This is a genomic window from Cohnella hashimotonis, from assembly GCF_030014955.1.
In the GTDB taxonomy this organism is placed as follows: Bacteria; Bacillota; Bacilli; order Paenibacillales; family Paenibacillaceae; genus Cohnella; species Cohnella hashimotonis.
On the sequence record NZ_JAGRPV010000001.1, the window covers coordinates 1271920 to 1287739 of the forward strand.

The window sequence follows — 15820 nt, forward strand, 5'->3', positions numbered from 1 at the left end:
CTATCCTGTCCCAAAGGGGCGACATCGGCAAAAAAAGATGTATATTTGCAGGCTTTGCGGAGGAGGAACGACGGTGGCGACGATGCGCGAGCCTAAACGAACGGCTGTCGGATGAGCCCGCGCTAGGCGTTCCGCGCAACTCCAGTTTCGGAAACCTCCAAACTTAAATAGGACCGTCAGGGCGATCTTCCCCTGGCGGTTTTTCTCGTGCCGGACAGATTCAAATCTTACTCCCCCCTGTCTCGGAAAATCGTCCGACTATGCCCGCGCAAGGCTGCGCTATAATAAAGGGATTACGAGATTTAGCCATTGGAGGAGCGCGCAACATGATGAACCCGCTTCGCCGCTTCTTTCCGCTGCGCTCCCTGAGATCGCGCCTGGCGCTGTTCCTGACGATCGCGACCGTCGTCCCGGTCCTGTGGCTCGGGTATATTTCCTATCGCTGGATCTACATCGTGCAGACGGAGAAAATCCAGCGCGATTGGATGGACAAGGCCTACCGCGAGCGGGACGAGCTGGAGCGCAAGCTGGACGAGCTTGGCCGGGTCTCGCAGCTGCTCGACGTCGAAGGTGGCATCGGGCGCGAGGTCGTCCGGTTTATCGGCAGCGCCGACCCGTACGAGCGCTCCATGCTGTACCGCGATATTAACGACTCGATCGCCAACGTTATCTTTTCCAACCCGAATCTCGGCCTTATGTTTTTCTACGACCCGGATCTGGCGGAGCCGGTGCTGTTCCCGAACCGGGAGGGCGGCGCCGCCTTGGATCTGCGATCGCTCACGCCGTTTTATCGGCAGAAGCTGTTCACCTATTACGGCCCTTATCCGTCCTTCAGCCCCGAATCGGAAGCGAAGGGGCCCGTCTTTTCCCTGCTTCGCAAGCTGACGTACGGCCAGGGGAAGTCGCTGTACGCCTATGTAGAGACGAAGACGACAGGGCTTGAATCGCTGTTCGACGCGGCGGCCGCGGGCCGGAGCGATTATCCCGTCTATCATGTGTTGACCGCTCCGAACGGGAACGTGGCCTACAGCAACCTGAAGGAAGCGGCGAAGGCGGGCGAATCGTACGCCGTGTCGTCCCGGCAGTACAAGACTTTCCGGGCGGACAGCGGGCACGGCTGGACGATCTATCAACTCATCCCCGTATCGGCGTACGACCGCGAGATGAACAAGTGGCTCCTGCAGTTCGTGCTGCTCGCTTCGCTGTCGATCTTGTTCGGCATCGCGCTTGCATGGGTCATCTGGCGGATGGTGTACCGTCCGATCCGCATCATGAATCGCGAGATCACCCGCTTCCGCTACAATCAGTCGCCGACGGGCGTATCCGCGACCGGCCTGCTGGAATTCAACCAGATGCTGGCCAACTTCCAATCGATGAGCCGCCGTATCGCCGAGCTGATCGCCGACGTCGAGGACAAGGAGAAACGCCGGGGGGAGCTGGAGGTGGAGAAAATTCTCGTCCAGATCAATCCCCATTTCCTGCACAATACGCTGAATACGATCCAGTGGCTCGCGCGCATGCAAGGACAGGCGAATATCGCGAAGCTGGTCTCGATTTTTACGCGGGTGCTGCACTACAATCTCGGGAAAAAGACGATCATCGTCACCGTGCGCGAGGAAGCCGAAGCGGTGCGGGACTATATCGAGCTCCAGAATATCCGCTACGACCATTCGTTTAACGTATCGCTCGACATCGGCCCGGATTGCCTCGACGTGCCGATTCCGCGTTTCCTGCTGCAGCCGCTTGTCGAGAACGCGCTGTATCACGGCTTCGACGAGGACGAGAGCGGCGAGATCGCCGTAACGATTCGCCGGGAGGCCCGGCATCTGCTGGTAGAGGTCGTCGATAACGGCAAGGGGATTCCGAGAGAGCGGCTCGAGGCGCTGCTCGAGACGGACGACGACAAGCTCAGGCGGTCGGGACTCGGGATCGGGCTTCGTTATGTGCGGAAAATGCTGGCGGTCTATTATGGATCGGCTGCGGAGCTCTCCATAGAGAGCGAACCGGGCGGGGGAACGCGGATCGCCATTCGACTGCCGGACGCGGTGAGAGGAGCGGAAGGACTTGATTCAAGCGTTGATCGTAGATGACGAGAGCTTGGTGCGCAAGGGGATGCGCCTCTTTTTTCCATGGGAAAAGTACGGCGTCCAGATCGCGGGGGAAGCGGCAAACGGCGAGAAGGCGCTGGCGTTTATCCGGCGGCAGCCCGTGCAGCTGTTGCTGACCGATATTACGATGCCGGGCATGTCGGGAATGGAGCTGATCAAGCGGGCGAAGGAATTGGCGCCGGCAATCAGCGTCGTCATTCTGACCTGTCATCAGGACTTCGACTTCATTCAGGAGGCGCTGCGTCTGGGGGCCGTCGACTATATCGTTAAAACGCAGCTGGAGGAGCTCGACCTGGATGAGACGATGACGCGCATGCTGCGTGCCGTACGCCCGGAAGTGTCGACCGCGGATACGGCCGGCGGAGGAGAAGCGTCGGCCGGTCCAATCTCTTCCGCCGCTCCGTCCGCCGCATCGAACAGGGCGCAGATCCGGGGGATTGCCGAGCTGGCGGCAGGCGCGCTGTGGACACTGGACGACGGGCGGTTCGCGGCGATGCTGGAGAAGGTCCGCGGCGCAAGCTCGCGCGAGGCGGCCGAATTGCACGGAGCGCTGGTCTCCGCATTCGCCCGCTGGCGGGAATGCTTGCCCATGTACGATTGGGCGCGTGAAGCGGCGGAGCGTATTCCGGCTGAGCCGCAGGATGCCGCGGCTTGGCTGCTCGGCCTCCGGGGGCGGCTGCAGCTGTGGCTCAGACGGTCGCATTACTCGGAGGACGTGCTGCTCGCGATCGTGAAGGCGGCCGATCTCATCGCGGAGCGGCGCAGCGGCGACGTAAAGCAGAGCGAGATCAGCCAAGCGGTTAACTTGAGTAAAAGCTACTTTAGCACGAGCTTCCGCGACATCATGCGCTTGACGTTTACGCAATACGTGCAATACGTCAGCGTCTACGCCGCGAGGGACATGCTGCTGCTGACCAACCATCCGGTCTATCTGATCGCGGAGCGGTGCGGCTTCGCGGATCAGCGGTACTTCAGCAAAATGTTCAAGGAGCTGACCGGCCTGCTGCCGAGCGAATACAGGCAGCGTCATACGGGACGGGTCTGATGATGCGCATCGGACCCGTCTTGCCGTTGATGCGCCGGCTGCTTGGGGGAGCGAAGAGGGCGATTCCGATCCTCGAACGGTGCGGCTCCGGTCTTGCGGCGCGAATCGCCGGACGATCGTCGTACCGGCCGCGAATGGCCGTCGCTCTCGGCATGGCCGGGCGCAAGCTTATAATGACGAGGAGCCAGAAGGACACCATTACGGAGGGGTTGTTCACGATATGGAGAGAAACAAGGCCATCGCATTATGCTTGACGTCCGCTTTGCTGATGCTGCAGCTGTCGGCATGCAGCGGAGGGAGCGAGGAGAGTCGGCCGTCCGGCGAAGGTAGCCCGACGGCGGCGTCCTCCGCATCGGCATCGGCATCGAATGCCGCGTCCGGTCCGCTGGATGCGTACGATCCGCCGATCGAAGTGACCGCCGTCCGTCCGATCGCGGAAGGGATGAAGTTTAACGAAGGCGATGCGATCGACAACAATGTATGGTCGCGGGCTTACGAGAGCGAGCTTGGCATCAAGGTCAAATACCTTTGGACGACGCCCGCTGCGCAGTACGACCAGAAGCTGAACATCGCGATCGCTTCGGACGAGCTGCCGGACATCGCCCCCGTCAGCGCCGCCCAGCTGAAGCGGCTGGTCGAGGACGGTCAGGTGGAGGACTTGTCCGCTCGCTACGACCAGTACGCCTCGGAGCAGACCAAGCGGATTCTCGCGGAGGACGGCGGCAATGCGCTCAAGTCGGCGACGTTCGACGGCAAGCTGTACGCGTTGCCCAAGATGAGCTCCGGCCAGGGACAGTCCCATGTGCTGTGGGCGCGCAAGGATTGGCTCGACAAGCTGGGTCTGCCTGAGCCGAAGACGATGGACGACCTGGTCAAGACGGCGGAAGCCTTCGTCAAGCAGGATCCCGACGGCAACGGCAAGCCGGATACGTACGGGCTCGGGCTGAACAAAGATCTCTTCGGCTTCTACGCCGCTTTGGAAGGATTTTTTAACGGCTACCATGCCTATCCGAACATCTGGTTGAAGGACGCCTCCGGCAAGCTTGTCTACGGCAGCGTGCAGCCGGAAGTGAAGACGGCGCTGGCGAAGCTGCAGGAGATGTACAAGACCGGCCTGATCGACAGAGAGTACGGCACCAAGGACGCTTCCAAGGTCAGCGAAGCGGCGAGCGCCGGGAAGCTGGGACTTTTCTACGGCTACTTCTGGAACGTGGGCTGGCAGCAGGATGCCAAAAACGCGAACCCCGGCATGGAGTGGAAAGCGCTGCCGCTTCCTTCGGCGGACGGCCAGCCGGCCAAGGCGCAGGTGCCGTTCGCGATCGGCACGTATTACGTCGTAAAAAAAGGGGCCGCCCATCCCGAAGCGGCCGTCAAGCTGCTGAACCTCGATTTGGAGAAGCTGTGGGGCGCCACCGCCGAGCCGGACGTTTACAACATCGACAAGAACGGCGTTGCCGTTTTCGACTATGCGCTGTTGTACGGCGAAGCGCCGCGCAAAAACCTGGACGCTCACGAGCATGTCGTCAAGGCGCTCGAATCCGGCGATCCATCGGGGCTTAACGCGGAGGAAAAGGGCTATTACGACAACATCGCGGCTTATAAAGGCGGAGATTCGAAGGGCTGGGGAACCGAGCGCATGTACGGCCCGGAAGGCTCGCTCGGCGTCCTCGACGGCTACGCCAAAGCCGGCTTGTTCCAGGATGACGCTTATTTCGGCGCGCCCACGCAGGGCATGACCGACAACAACGCAACGCTGCAGAAGCTACAGCTCGAGACGTTCACGCGGATCGTCATGGGCGGCTCGGCGGCGGACTTCGACAAGTTCGTCTCGCAATGGGACAGCCTGGGCGGCAAGACGATCACGGACGAAGTAAACGCCTGGCAGTCGTCGCAAAAATGAAGCATGCGTTAACGTCGAAGGCGGAGGAGGCGGACGGATCATGAGACGCAGAAGCTTCCGGGAGCTGCCCCTGCACCTGATGCTGTTGCCTGGATTCGCGCTCGTGTTTGTTTACAGCTACATTCCGATGGCGGGCATCCTGATGGCCTTCGAGCGGCTCGTACCGTCCAAGGGGATGTTCCGGTCCCCTTGGGTCGGCTGGAAAAACTTCGAATACATGCTGCACCTGCCGGGCACGATGCAAGTTCTCTGGAACACGCTGTTCATCGCCGTCATGAAGATGGGGGCGGGCATCGTCGTCCCGGTCCTGTTCGCGCTGCTGCTGAACGAGGCGCGCAGCCGGCTTTTCAAGCGGAGCATTCAGACGATCATCTATTTTCCGCACTTCTTGTCCTGGATCATCCTGAGCGGCATTCTGGTCGACATTCTGTCGCCCTCCACGGGAATCGTGAACGGGGCGCTCGGCCTGCTGGGCATTTCCCCGGTTTACTTCCTCGGCGATCCGCACTGGTTTCCGTTCGCGATGGTCGTCTCCGATACGTGGAAGGAATTCGGCTACGGCACGATCGTGTATCTGGCCGCGTTGACGGGGATCAGCCCTTCCTTGTACGAAGCGGCGGCGATGGACGGCGCGGGCCGCCTCCGGCAAACCTTCAGCGTGACGCTGCCCGGCTTGCTGCCGATGATCGTGCTGATGTCGGTGCTGAGCCTCGGGAACGTGCTGAACGCGGGGTTCGACCAGATTTACAATCTGTACAGTCCGCAGGTATACCGGACCGGCGACATTATCGACACACTCGTGTACCGCATCGGCGTGGAGAACGCCAATTACGGCGTCGCGACGGCGGTCGGCCTGTTCAAGTCGGTCGTATCGTTCATCATGATCGGAATCTCGTATATGCTGGCGTACCGGCTGACGAATTATCGGATTTTCTAGAAAAGCGGGGTGCGGAAGGATGCAAGCTTCGTTAGGCAGGCGTGCCTTCCTTGTATGCAACTACTTGTTTCTGACTGCTGCTGCGGCCGCATGTCTGCTGCCGATGCTGAACGTGCTGGCGGTCTCCTTCAGTTCAAGCTCTGCCGTCTCGGCGGGAGCGGTCAAGCTGTGGCCCGTCGGCTTCACGCTCAAGTCGTACGCGTTCGTCGTCGGCAAGCCCGAATTCGGCAAGGCGTTCCTCGTGTCGCTGGCCCGCGTGGCCGCCGGCGTCCCGCTGAACATGCTGCTGACGATTCTGGTCGCCTATCCGCTGTCCAAGGACCGGAAGCAATTCCGCTTCCGCAACTTCTATGCGTGGTACTTCGTGCTGACGATGCTGTTCAGCGGCGGACTGATTCCCTGGTATATGACGATCAAGATGACCGGGATCATCGATTCGTTCTGGGCGCTCATTCTGCCCGGGGCGGTGCCGATCTTTAACGTGATTCTGCTGCTTAACTTCTTCAAGTCGCTGCCGGAGGAGATTGAGGAGGCGGCCGAGATGGACGGCGCGGGCAGGTGGCAGGCGCTCTGGCGCATCGCGGTTCCGCTGTCGGCGCCCGCGGTCGCCACGCTGACGCTGTTCAGCATCGTCACGCACTGGAATTCTTGGTTCGAGGGTCTCATTTTGATGAACAGCCCGAGCCATTACCCGCTGCAGAGCTACCTGCAGACCGTCATCGTCGGCCGCGATTTGTCGCTGCTGACGTCGGCCGACATCGCCCGCTGGTCGGAGATCAACGACCGGACGTCGAAGGCGGCGCAGGTGTTCGTCGCGATGGTGCCCGTGCTGCTCGTCTATCCGTTCCTGCAGAAGTACTTCGCGGAAGGGATCGTCATGGGCAGCGTCAAGGGATAACGGTGAGGGATAACGGCGAGGGAGAACGGCGAGGGCAAGAGAGGCCCGAGATGCAATATCGCAACAAGACAAGTTCGCAGTAAGGCAGTTCGCAACAAGGCATAATCGCCCAAAAGGGAGAAGAGAGACATGTTAAAGATCGCATTTATCGGCGCGGGAAGCACCATCTTCGCCAAAAACGTGCTCGGCGACTGCATGATGACGCCGGCGCTGGCCGAAGCGCATATCGCGCTTCACGACATCGATCTCGCGCGGCTCAAGGAATCCGAGACGATGCTGAACAATCTGAACCGCAACAATGGCAGCAAGGCGACGATCAAGGCGTATGCCGACCGGCGCGAAGCGCTGCGGGGCGCGACCTATGTCGTCAACGCGATCACGGCGGGCGCCTTCGAGCCGTACATCCGGGGAGATCACGAGATTCCGCGCAAATATGGACTGAAGCAGACGTACGCAGACACGCTCGGCATCGGCGGCTTGTTCAGGGCGCTGCGCACGATCGGTCCGATGCTGGACTTCGCGCGCGATATGGAGGAATTGTGCCCGGACGCATGGTTCCTTAACTACACGAACCCGATGGCGATCCTGACCGGCGCGCTGCTGCGGGGAACCGGCATCAAGGCGGTCGGTCTGTGCCACAGCGTGCAGGTGTGCGCGAAGGAGCTGCTCGAGGGGCTCGGCATGAGCGCAGAGGGCGTGCGCTGGCGAATCGCGGGCATCAACCATCAGGCCTGGCTGCTGGACATTACCCGGGACGGCGAGGACCTGTATCCCGAGATCAAACGGCGCGCCGCCGCCAGGCCGGGACCGCACGACGACATGGTCCGCTACGAGATCATGAATACGTTCGGCAGCTACGTGACCGAATCGAGCATGCACGGCGCCGAATACATGCCTTATTTTATCAAGAACGCTTACCCCGAGCTGCTCGAGCGCTACAATATCCCGACGGAGAACTACAAGGGCTGGGGCAACAGCCGCCAGGAATATTGGGATCGCGTCATGAGGGAGCTGGTGAACGACGCCTCCATCGTCCATGTCCGCACGCACGAATACGCTTCTTATATTATGGAGGCGATGGAGACGAATACGCCTTTTAAGATCGCGGGCAACGTGCTGAACACGGGCGGCCTCATCTCCAACCTGCCGGAGGAAGCTTGCGTCGAGGTGCCGTGCCTCGTCGATGCCAACGGCGTCACCCCAACGCGGTTCGGTCCGCTGCCGCAGCAATTGGCGGCGCTCAACCGGACCAACATCAACATGCAACTGCTCGCCATCGAAGCCGCGCTGACCCGCAAGCGCGAATATATTTACCATGCCGCGCTGCTCGACCCGCACACGTCCGCGGAGCTGCCGATCGACAAGATCAAGGCGCTCGTCGACGAGATGCTCGAAGCGAACGGCGACATGCTGCCCACTTACGCGTAAACAGATCCGATTAGCTCCCCGGCTCGCGACCGCTGGGCAGGCAAATAAAAAGCAAGCACGCTTCCGGTCCATGCCGGATGGTGCTTGCTTTTATTTTCCCGAGACAGAGAGCGGGAGAGTCGTTTACACGCGCAGCAGATCCGCAAATCCGTCCGCCGTCAGCAGGTTGCCGACATAGAACGGACCGAACTCGCCATAGCGCGCGCTGACTTCGTCGAATCTCATTTCGTACACGAGCTTCTTGAACTGCAGCGCCTCGTCCGCGAACAGCGTGACGCCCCACTCCCAGTCGTCGAACCCGATCGAGCCCGTGATGATCTGCTTGACCTTGCCTGCGTAGTTGCGTCCGATCATGCCGTGGCTGCGCATCAGCGTCTTGCGCTCGTCCATCGAGAGCGAATACCAGTTGTCGCCGAGCAGACGGCGCTTGTTCATCGGGTAGAAGCAAATATGCTTGGACTGCGGCAGAATCGGCTTGAGGCGTGCGGCGACCTCGGGAATCTGCATCGGATCGGTGCCCGCGGGCGCGAGGTAGCTGCTCAGCTCCACGATGCTGACGTACGAATATTCAGGCTTCGCGAACTTGGCAAAGGCCGAGCGGTTAAACGCGTTCTCGATCGCGTTCAGCTCCTCCAGCGTCTCGCGCAGGTGCATGAATACAAAATCGGCCTTCTGGCCGACGATCGCGTAGACGGCAAGACTGCCTTCCTTGCGTTCCTCGGTCGCCCGCCAGTCCGCGATCAGGCCCAGCAGCTCCTGCCGCGCGGTCTCGCGTTCCTCGGGGGCAGCGGCCTTCCAGGCCGTCCAGTCGATCGTGCGGAAATCGTGCAGCGCGTACCAGCCGTCCAGCGTTTGTGCGGCTTCACTCATTTTAGCAACTCTCCTTCTCGTCGTGCCTTGTCCAACATGACTTTTCCCATTTTAGCCTATATTCGCTCCCTCGGGCAAACGCCGGCGCGTCCTCCGCGTTGACTGTCCTCAAACCGATCTTGTAAACTAATAGAGCACACATCCGACCGGGAGGCTTAACATTTAAGATGAGAGAGATTCTGCAAGAGATTCTCGGCACCATGCTGTTCTTCGTCTTGTTCTTCGGCATCGGCTTTATCCTGAACATGCTGATCAAGACCACTTGGCTGCCGACTTGGATATATGTGATCGTCGTGCTGCCGCTGGGCGTATGGCACTTCTGGAATCCGGAGCTTAGCGTGCTCGCGTTCATCGGCGTGTTCACGCTGCCGTTTATCGCCGGCATCGGCGGCGCCCTGACGAGCGGCTGGGCGATTCGCGCATTGCGGCGCGGCGGCTACAAGATGTTCTGATGTGGAAAATGGACAGCCGGGAAATCAAACGCGTCTCCAAGTTCGCCGCGATCGGCGTGCTGAATACCGGCATCGACATCGCGATATTCGCGGCGCTCGTCTATGCGCTCGACTGGCCGTCGCTGCCGGCGCAATGCGTCTCCTATTTTCTCGCGTTCCTCAACAGCTATTGGTGGAACCGGCGCTGGACGTTCGGGATGCGGGAGCGCGGCAGCGCGAGGGAGCTGCTCAAGTTCGGCATCGTCAACGCGTTGTCCTTCCTGTGCGCCACCGGCGTGCTGCTCGCCGCGGAGAAGGGACTCGACCTGTCGCCGATCGTCGCCAAGCTCGTATCCGTCGCAGCCTCGCTTGCCGTCAACTATGTCGGAAGCAAGCTGTGGGTGTTCAGGCAGGATCCGGAGCCGGGGCGCGACAATTAAGATGAGATTGGAAAAAGCCGACGGAACGCATGGCGCGTTCGCGTCGGCTTTTTTGGGTTTTTTATCCGCGCCGCGCGATGACGATGAAGCAGGTGCTGTCCGGCAGGGGGACCGGGCGCCCTTGTTCGTCGAACAAAGCGACCTTGTCCGCCAACGCCTCCGTATACCCTTCCTGCAGGTAATGCCGCATGACGACGATTTCTGCTTTTTCGCCCAGCGTATCCCGAATGAAGCGCTCGTACCCGCTCGGTGTGAAGTAGCCGAATTGCTCCTGCACCTCGTGAACGTAGGCTTCCTCGCCCCAGGTGTACGTATAGAGGAACTCCATCGCGTCGTTGACCGGCAGCGACACCTCGTTCTGGCTTAGCTGCTCGTAGACGATCTTGCGTCCGGCAAAATCCCGGCTGTACCGCGCAAGCCACGCCAGTCCGTCGGGGTGCAGAAACCGGATGACGCGCCGCTCGTCCGGTTCGGTCATGATGCCGTCGCGGATAATGATGCGCCCGCCGTCCGATAGTACGTCGAACGCGCTCCGCAGCGCAGCGGCTACCGTATCCGGGTTGAAGCGCGCGCCGTTATAAGGAATGTAGGAGTACAGCTCGTGCAGGATCGAAGAGAAGATGACGGTGTCCACGCTGCCGGCCTCCACGTAGTCCTTGAGCGCCAGGGCGTCCCCCTGGAGCACCTCCCAGCCGCGGGCTTCCGCATGCTTTTTGCGGGTCAGCGCCTCGATGACGTTCGCCGATATATCGATGCCGACGGCCTTGACGTGCGGCAGCTTCTCCTCCAGCAGGTCCAGCAGCACGCCGCCGCCGGGTCCGATGTCCAGCACTTTTTGGCCGACAACGAAGTCCAGAATGACCTTTTTATAATCCGCCGTGCTGTTCATGTCCGCCAGATAAGTTTCTTCGTTGTGGAAACGGTCGTAGGCGTCGCGACGCAGCTCGAACAGGTCGAACAGCAGCAGCACCGCTTTCTCGTAGAGCGACGATTTTTCGGCCTCCACGCAAAAGTCGATGAGCCGTTCCGCAGCCGGCGAGAATTCGAAGTCGAAAAACAGCGTATCCGGCAGCTGCGACTTGCAAATGAGGCGATGGCGCAAATGCGGGTTCCCGAGCGCGTCGGTACCCGAGCTAATTCGCTCCCAATCCAGCTCGCCCAAGTATTTCTCGATGATCCGCTTTTTATAGACGTTGATTTTTTTGCTGCCCTTGTAGTCGTAGTACATCGCGTTCATGACGTTCTCGAAGCTGATATGCTTGACTTCCGGCAGCGTGTCGTCGCAGGCGACGATGGCGAAGATCTTCAGGAATTGCGCCAGCGAAAAGTCCTTTAGCGCGGCTTCGACGTACCAGAACGTCTTGGACTCCAGCGGCGTCAAAGCCGCGAGCAGGCTGTGCTCCGCATCGAGCGCCGCGAGTTCGCCCTCGAAGTCTTCGCCGCGACGGATCGACTGGGTCCGCAGCCGGCGCAAGCGCTCGCGGATCGGCAGCTGCGTCCCGGCGGCATTACCGGCCGCAATCCGGCGTACGATCGCGGCGACTTCGGGCTCGACCTCCGTCCAAAGCGCAGGAGATACGGCGGCGATAATGCAGTAGTTCAGCGCGGTCAGCATACGCTCCCGCTCCTCCGCCGAATCCAGCGACCGTTCCAGCGCGCGCGCCAGCGGATCGTGGTCCTCCGGCGGCACTTCGCCGCGGAGCTCCTGCCCGACGAGGCCGTGCGTCTCGACGAGCGCATGGACGAGCTGCGTGCGCTCGCTTGCAGCTCCGGCGGCAGCTTCCTGGCGGGCATAGAGCTGGGCGGAGCCGATATTGTGCACGCGGAAGTTGATTCCCTGCGCCTGCCAGCCGAGCCGGTCCCGGCGCGAGCCGCCCTTGGCCGTCTCGCACCAGGCGAGCGCCTCTTCCACAAGCTCCTTGATCCAGTAAGAGACCGGCAGCGCATCAAGCAGCCGCAGGCTCCGCTCCACGTAGTCGAGCACCGGGTTGGACTGCGTAAGTTCACGGATGGAGGCAATTCGTTCAAGATTGACGACGGTCTCCTCCGCGGAAGCGAGCAGCTTCAGCCAAGGCGGCGCAGCGGACAGCGCCTCCTCGGCATAGGGAGAACGACGGTAGGCTTCAATGGCTTCGAGAGACTTCGGCATCGGTTCTCCTCCTGTCATTACATATGTTGCGCCAGCAGCGCGTTAAACCGTTCCAGCAGCCGCTGGTCGTCTTCGCTGAAGCGATCCGGCAGCGGGCTGTCGATATCAAGCACCCCGATCAGTTCGCCTGCCGCGTCATAGAGCGGCACGACGATCTCCGAGCGCGACGCGGCGTCGCAGGCGATATGCCCGGGGAACGCGTGCACGTCCGGCACGCGCAGCGTCTCGCGGCGCGCGGCCGACGTGCCGCATACGCCCTTGCCGAGCGGAATGCGAACGCAGGCGGGCAGACCTTGGAACGGGCCGAGCACCAGTCCGCCGCTATCCCCCTCAAGCAGGTAGAAACCGACCCAATTGATATCGCTCAGGTAACCGCGGAGCAGCGCCGAGGCGTTGGCCAAATTGGCGATGCGGTAAGGTTCGTCTTCGATCAGGTGCTGCAGCTGCGTCAGCAGCAGCTTTTCATTTTCCTCTCTCGTGCCTGCGTAGGCCTGCGGGTTAAACGTCATTACGAATCATCCTCTCTGATCCGATTATATAGGATAGCGGAGAGGTTCACCAAGACGCCCTTCGGAGCGGCACGGGTCCGTCGAATCATGCGGAGTCTTGATGAATCGACCGATTCACTCATGTATTAAACAGAAACTATATGTTAAAATAAGAGAGCAATTTAGGTAAAAAGTAGCTATTTTTATAGGAAGTAGGTAGTATATTTTGAGAACCTGGCTTCACAAACGTCGAACGGCCGAAGAAGGCTTCTCGTTAATCGAAGTTTTGGCGGCGATCACGATCCTGTCGATCGTCTCTTTGGCGATGACGGCGTTTTTCATACAGGCGATGAGCTACGCAAAGGGGAACCAGAACAAGACGGTGGCGGTGAATCTGGCGCGGAATGCGCTGTTTTTCGTGGAAAAGCAGAGCTTTGATGAGTTTAATAAGTACTTTAAAACTCACTTAAAAGTGGATTCCGCAAATTGCACCTATGAAAACAATCAATATAATTGTAAAAATGATGAAGAAACTGAAAATTTATTCCGAAATATCCCAGGTCTTTGGGGAGTGCTAAATACGAATATAAACGGGAAAGAGTATCAGTTGACTATTGAATACGAAGATCAAGTTTTAAAAAATACTCCAGAAGACCCTAAGAAACGGGATCTTGCTGCCTATTTAATTCCCATAAAAGTTGTGACGAATGAGAAAAATGCGAAGCCGGCGAGCCGTGGATTTGCGGAGGTAGGGGGTTATATTACGGATGAAAAGATTCGCTAAAAATAGAAACGTTAATCAAGATGGATTCACTCTAATTGAGATGATTGCTACCTTGACCGTGCTCTCAATCGTCAGTATTGCAATCTATAGTGTAATACAGTTCGGATTCAATACTTATCATAAAGTTACGATAGAGAACTCGCTAAGGGACGAAGGGGACTTAATCATGTCGAAGATTATTGCCCAATTGTATGAGCAAGGTCCTGAAAGCATAGCAGATTTGCCGAATGGAATTAAATTGATAAATAAGGAAGACAATGCGGTAACCAGTGAAAGTCAAATTCAGATTATTAATAAGAAACTTCATGTGTACCATGAGGATGGCACCGATGAATTGATTGATACAATTTCTGATATCGAGCCTGTTGATCAAGTTACGAAAGAAATTACGATAAGTTGCCAAATAGGAATCGCAGAATGCCCCAGCGGATTGATCGAGGTATCTATTAAACTGTCACAAGCTTTTTCTGGAAAAGTTCAATCATTAGAACTCGAGAGCCGATTTGGATTCTGAGGAGGTAGCTATGAAGCAGTTAAATTGGCGCGATGAAAAAGGGTCAGCGATGCTGCTCGTCGTTTTTATTATTATTGTATTTGCGATGTTAGGTATCGCATTGATGGGTGCAACGATTGGCGGCGCTCAGCGCTCCGAGACGCGGGAGAACGACGTGCAGAGTCTTCATCTCGCAGAGATGGCCTTGAACGAGGCAGCAGCAAGTGTGGCCCTCTTATTCAAGGATAAAGAGGATATTGACCTGAACACCCTTGAGAAACAGCTGAACGCTATTCAACTGACAAGCGTTCAGAGTCAAGTCGGAGGAACCGGCGAGGTCATTAAATTCAATCCTGAAGAAATCAGTGGGGAGAACGTTGGAGGAGATTCTACCAAACGATTTACTATTACTGTACAAGCTAAGGCAATGGTCAATGGAGTTGTGCGCATACTTGAACAAGAGATTAAGTTGGACTCGTACCCTGATTTTCTCAAGTATGGTCTAGGCTCAGAAAATAATGTCATCTTAAATGGAGCCCCCTATTTAAATGGCGACTTATATTCAGGCATTAAATTGTACGTTAAAAATCAAGCTAATTACCGTTATAACAAGTCTCCTAGTGACAAATCATATGATCTTGCTGACACTGTATTCCCTACAATTAAAGGAGATCTGTTTATTCAGGACAAAAACAGCATTGAGGCGACTGACCGTCTAAACAATGTTAAAACTATAGTTTCGCTCGAGGACGCAAGTAAGTTGGCTCAGACAACTGGATTGACCATTAACCATATTCAATATCGTGATCTCAAGAAATTCGTTTCTGTTAATATCGATGAAACATTTCTGGATAAGATTGCAGAAGCAGTAGGGGATACGAAAATCAATCGTAAATATAACTATCCGTCCTTTAACCAGGGGGAAGAAAATGAGTTATCCATCGGGGCCGTTAAGAGTTTTATTGCAACTAGTTTATTAACACATGATAATATTTCTTATATAAGTCTATCGACTGAAAAACCTATTGACCCAGGTCCAAATGCAAATGATGAAACCAGAGCAAACTATATTGATGATTTAACTAACTATTATGAACCTTTTGCTGGTAAGATGCCTGCCGGGACGGCAATCTTTAATGGTGATCTTACGGTGGATGGAATTGAGTTTCAAAATATTCTTTTTAGCGAAAAAGATAAAACCGATCGAACGCCAAAGGAAGAACCTTGGGTAGATCATAAGAGTAACTGGCTCATAGTGAATGGTGATCTTAATATCAAGAACATCAATAAATTAAAAGAATTAGAAGTTAAAGCTAATATACTAGTGACGGGCAATGTTTTCATTCAAGGCAAGGTGAAAATGGATGCAACTATTATCGCTTTGGGAGAATCGACGATACAGGATGCCGAAATATCTGGTCTCGATAATCGCGAATTACTATTGATTTCAAAAGGAAAAATATTGATCAATAGATTTGAATCCTTTAAAGCTCCAGCATTTCTTCACGCTTTTTTATACACTGATAGTGATGCTGAACTTTATGGTGTAGGGTCGGCATTCTGGATTAAAGGGGGTTTTTTTGCCAAAGGGGACCTTGTAATCAATGCAGTGCTAGGCGATACTACCCCTATAGATGATTCTTATTTAGAGTTTGATAGAATTAATAAACTTGAAGATGTTCCGGAAAATCGATTGAAGTCGCGATTTGTCGTCGAATATAATAAAGGGATTTATGAAGATCAAAATGTTGGGCTGCCGCGTGTTAGGCAAATTAATGTATCGATGGGCAAGAAGAAACTCGTTCCTCTCGATCAAGAGCAGTAAGCAATTAAAAAGAGCAAAAGTAGA

Annotated in this window: 14 protein-coding genes; 11 read left to right on the top strand and 3 right to left on the bottom strand. The window is 56.9% G+C overall.

Annotation, left to right across the window (positions count from 1 at the left end; translation table 11 throughout):
- The first annotated feature begins 326 nt into the window (after positions 1-326).
- The 6 genes from KB449_RS04980 (at position 327) to melA (ending at position 8316) form a co-directional block, all read left to right on the top strand.
- Positions 327-2090, top strand: coding sequence for a sensor histidine kinase (locus tag KB449_RS04980; protein ID WP_282907310.1), 1764 nt, complete (start codon positions 327-329; stop codon positions 2088-2090).
- On the top strand, positions 2065-3153 hold the full coding sequence (locus KB449_RS04985) for a response regulator (protein ID WP_282907311.1): 1089 nt from the start codon (positions 2065-2067) through the stop codon (positions 3151-3153). The genes KB449_RS04980 and KB449_RS04985 overlap by 26 nt, the downstream gene beginning before the upstream one ends.
- Positions 3154-3373: 220 nt before the next feature.
- Positions 3374-5053: an extracellular solute-binding protein gene (locus tag KB449_RS04990; protein ID WP_282907312.1), complete on the top strand. Its 1680-nt coding sequence runs from the start codon at positions 3374-3376 to the stop codon at positions 5051-5053.
- Between the two features lie 40 nt (positions 5054-5093).
- On the top strand, positions 5094-5990 hold the full coding sequence (locus KB449_RS04995; protein WP_282907313.1) for an ABC transporter permease: 897 nt from the start codon (positions 5094-5096) through the stop codon (positions 5988-5990).
- A gap of 19 nt (positions 5991-6009) precedes the next feature.
- Positions 6010-6888, top strand: coding sequence for a carbohydrate ABC transporter permease (locus tag KB449_RS05000; protein WP_282907314.1), 879 nt, complete (start codon positions 6010-6012; stop codon positions 6886-6888).
- Positions 6889-7017: 129 nt separating this feature from the next.
- The gene (gene melA, locus KB449_RS05005) at positions 7018-8316 is read left to right on the top strand and encodes an alpha-glucosidase/alpha-galactosidase (protein WP_282907315.1); all 1299 of its coding nucleotides are present in this window, start codon (positions 7018-7020) and stop codon (positions 8314-8316) included.
- A 123-nt stretch (positions 8317-8439) separates the two neighbouring features.
- Here the strand turns inward: melA and hemQ are convergent, their stop codons facing one another.
- Entirely contained in the window at positions 8440-9186 is a 747-nt protein-coding gene (gene hemQ, locus KB449_RS05010; protein ID WP_282907316.1) for a hydrogen peroxide-dependent heme synthase, read from the bottom strand.
- 167 nt (positions 9187-9353) lie between these two features.
- Here hemQ and KB449_RS05015 point away from each other — a divergent pair, with 167 nt between their 5' ends.
- A complete protein-coding gene (locus tag KB449_RS05015) occupies positions 9354-9638 on the top strand; it encodes a YuiB family protein (protein ID WP_282907317.1) in 285 nt (94 codons plus the stop codon).
- A complete protein-coding gene (locus tag KB449_RS05020) occupies positions 9638-10057 on the top strand; it encodes a GtrA family protein (protein ID WP_282907318.1) in 420 nt (139 codons plus the stop codon). The genes KB449_RS05015 and KB449_RS05020 overlap by 1 nt, the downstream gene beginning before the upstream one ends.
- Before the next feature lie 61 nt (positions 10058-10118).
- Here the strand turns inward: KB449_RS05020 and KB449_RS05025 are convergent, their stop codons facing one another.
- Together KB449_RS05025 and KB449_RS05030 are read right to left on the bottom strand one after the other, a co-directional pair.
- Positions 10119-12206, bottom strand: coding sequence for a class I SAM-dependent methyltransferase (locus tag KB449_RS05025; RefSeq protein WP_282907319.1), 2088 nt, complete (start codon positions 12204-12206; stop codon positions 10119-10121).
- Positions 12207-12223: 17 nt separating this feature from the next.
- Positions 12224-12715 carry a GAF domain-containing protein gene (locus KB449_RS05030; RefSeq protein WP_282907320.1) on the bottom strand — a complete coding sequence of 164 codons (492 nt, stop codon included), beginning with the start codon at positions 12713-12715 and terminating at the stop codon, positions 12224-12226.
- Between the two features lie 205 nt (positions 12716-12920).
- Between KB449_RS05030 and KB449_RS05035 the strand changes: the two genes are divergently transcribed.
- The 3 genes from KB449_RS05035 to KB449_RS05045 are packed head-to-tail and all read left to right on the top strand — an operon-like array spanning position 12921 to position 15796.
- Positions 12921-13478 carry a type IV pilus modification PilV family protein gene (locus tag KB449_RS05035; RefSeq protein ID WP_282907321.1) on the top strand — a complete coding sequence of 186 codons (558 nt, stop codon included), beginning with the start codon at positions 12921-12923 and terminating at the stop codon, positions 13476-13478.
- Positions 13462-13992 carry a PulJ/GspJ family protein gene (locus KB449_RS05040; protein ID WP_282907322.1) on the top strand — a complete coding sequence of 177 codons (531 nt, stop codon included), beginning with the start codon at positions 13462-13464 and terminating at the stop codon, positions 13990-13992. The genes KB449_RS05035 and KB449_RS05040 overlap by 17 nt, the downstream gene beginning before the upstream one ends.
- Positions 13993-14002: 10 nt before the next feature.
- The gene (locus KB449_RS05045) at positions 14003-15796 is read left to right on the top strand and encodes a hypothetical protein (protein ID WP_282907323.1); all 1794 of its coding nucleotides are present in this window, start codon (positions 14003-14005) and stop codon (positions 15794-15796) included.
- Positions 15797-15820: the final 24 nt, after the last annotated feature.

Bases quoted from the DNA above. Each gene is read 5' to 3' on its own strand.
- KB449_RS05025 (WP_282907319.1), bottom strand. From the start codon at position 12,206: ATGCCGAAGTCTCTCGAAGCCATTGAAGCCTACCGTCGTTCTCCCTAT.
- KB449_RS05015 (WP_282907317.1), top strand. From the start codon at position 9,354: ATGAGAGAGATTCTGCAAGAGATTCTCGGCACCATGCTGTTCTTCGTC.
- KB449_RS05020 (WP_282907318.1), top strand. From the start codon at position 9,638: ATGTGGAAAATGGACAGCCGGGAAATCAAACGCGTCTCCAAGTTCGCC.
- KB449_RS05030 (WP_282907320.1), bottom strand. From the start codon at position 12,715: ATGACGTTTAACCCGCAGGCCTACGCAGGCACGAGAGAGGAAAATGAA.
- KB449_RS05045 (WP_282907323.1), top strand. From the start codon at position 14,003: ATGAAGCAGTTAAATTGGCGCGATGAAAAAGGGTCAGCGATGCTGCTC.
- KB449_RS05000 (WP_282907314.1), top strand. From the start codon at position 6,010: ATGCAAGCTTCGTTAGGCAGGCGTGCCTTCCTTGTATGCAACTACTTG.
- KB449_RS04980 (WP_282907310.1), top strand. From the start codon at position 327: ATGATGAACCCGCTTCGCCGCTTCTTTCCGCTGCGCTCCCTGAGATCG.
- KB449_RS04990 (WP_282907312.1), top strand. From the start codon at position 3,374: ATGGAGAGAAACAAGGCCATCGCATTATGCTTGACGTCCGCTTTGCTG.
- KB449_RS05040 (WP_282907322.1), top strand. From the start codon at position 13,462: ATGAAAAGATTCGCTAAAAATAGAAACGTTAATCAAGATGGATTCACT.
- hemQ (WP_282907316.1), bottom strand. From the start codon at position 9,186: ATGAGTGAAGCCGCACAAACGCTGGACGGCTGGTACGCGCTGCACGAT.
- KB449_RS04995 (WP_282907313.1), top strand. From the start codon at position 5,094: ATGAGACGCAGAAGCTTCCGGGAGCTGCCCCTGCACCTGATGCTGTTG.
- melA (WP_282907315.1), top strand. From the start codon at position 7,018: ATGTTAAAGATCGCATTTATCGGCGCGGGAAGCACCATCTTCGCCAAA.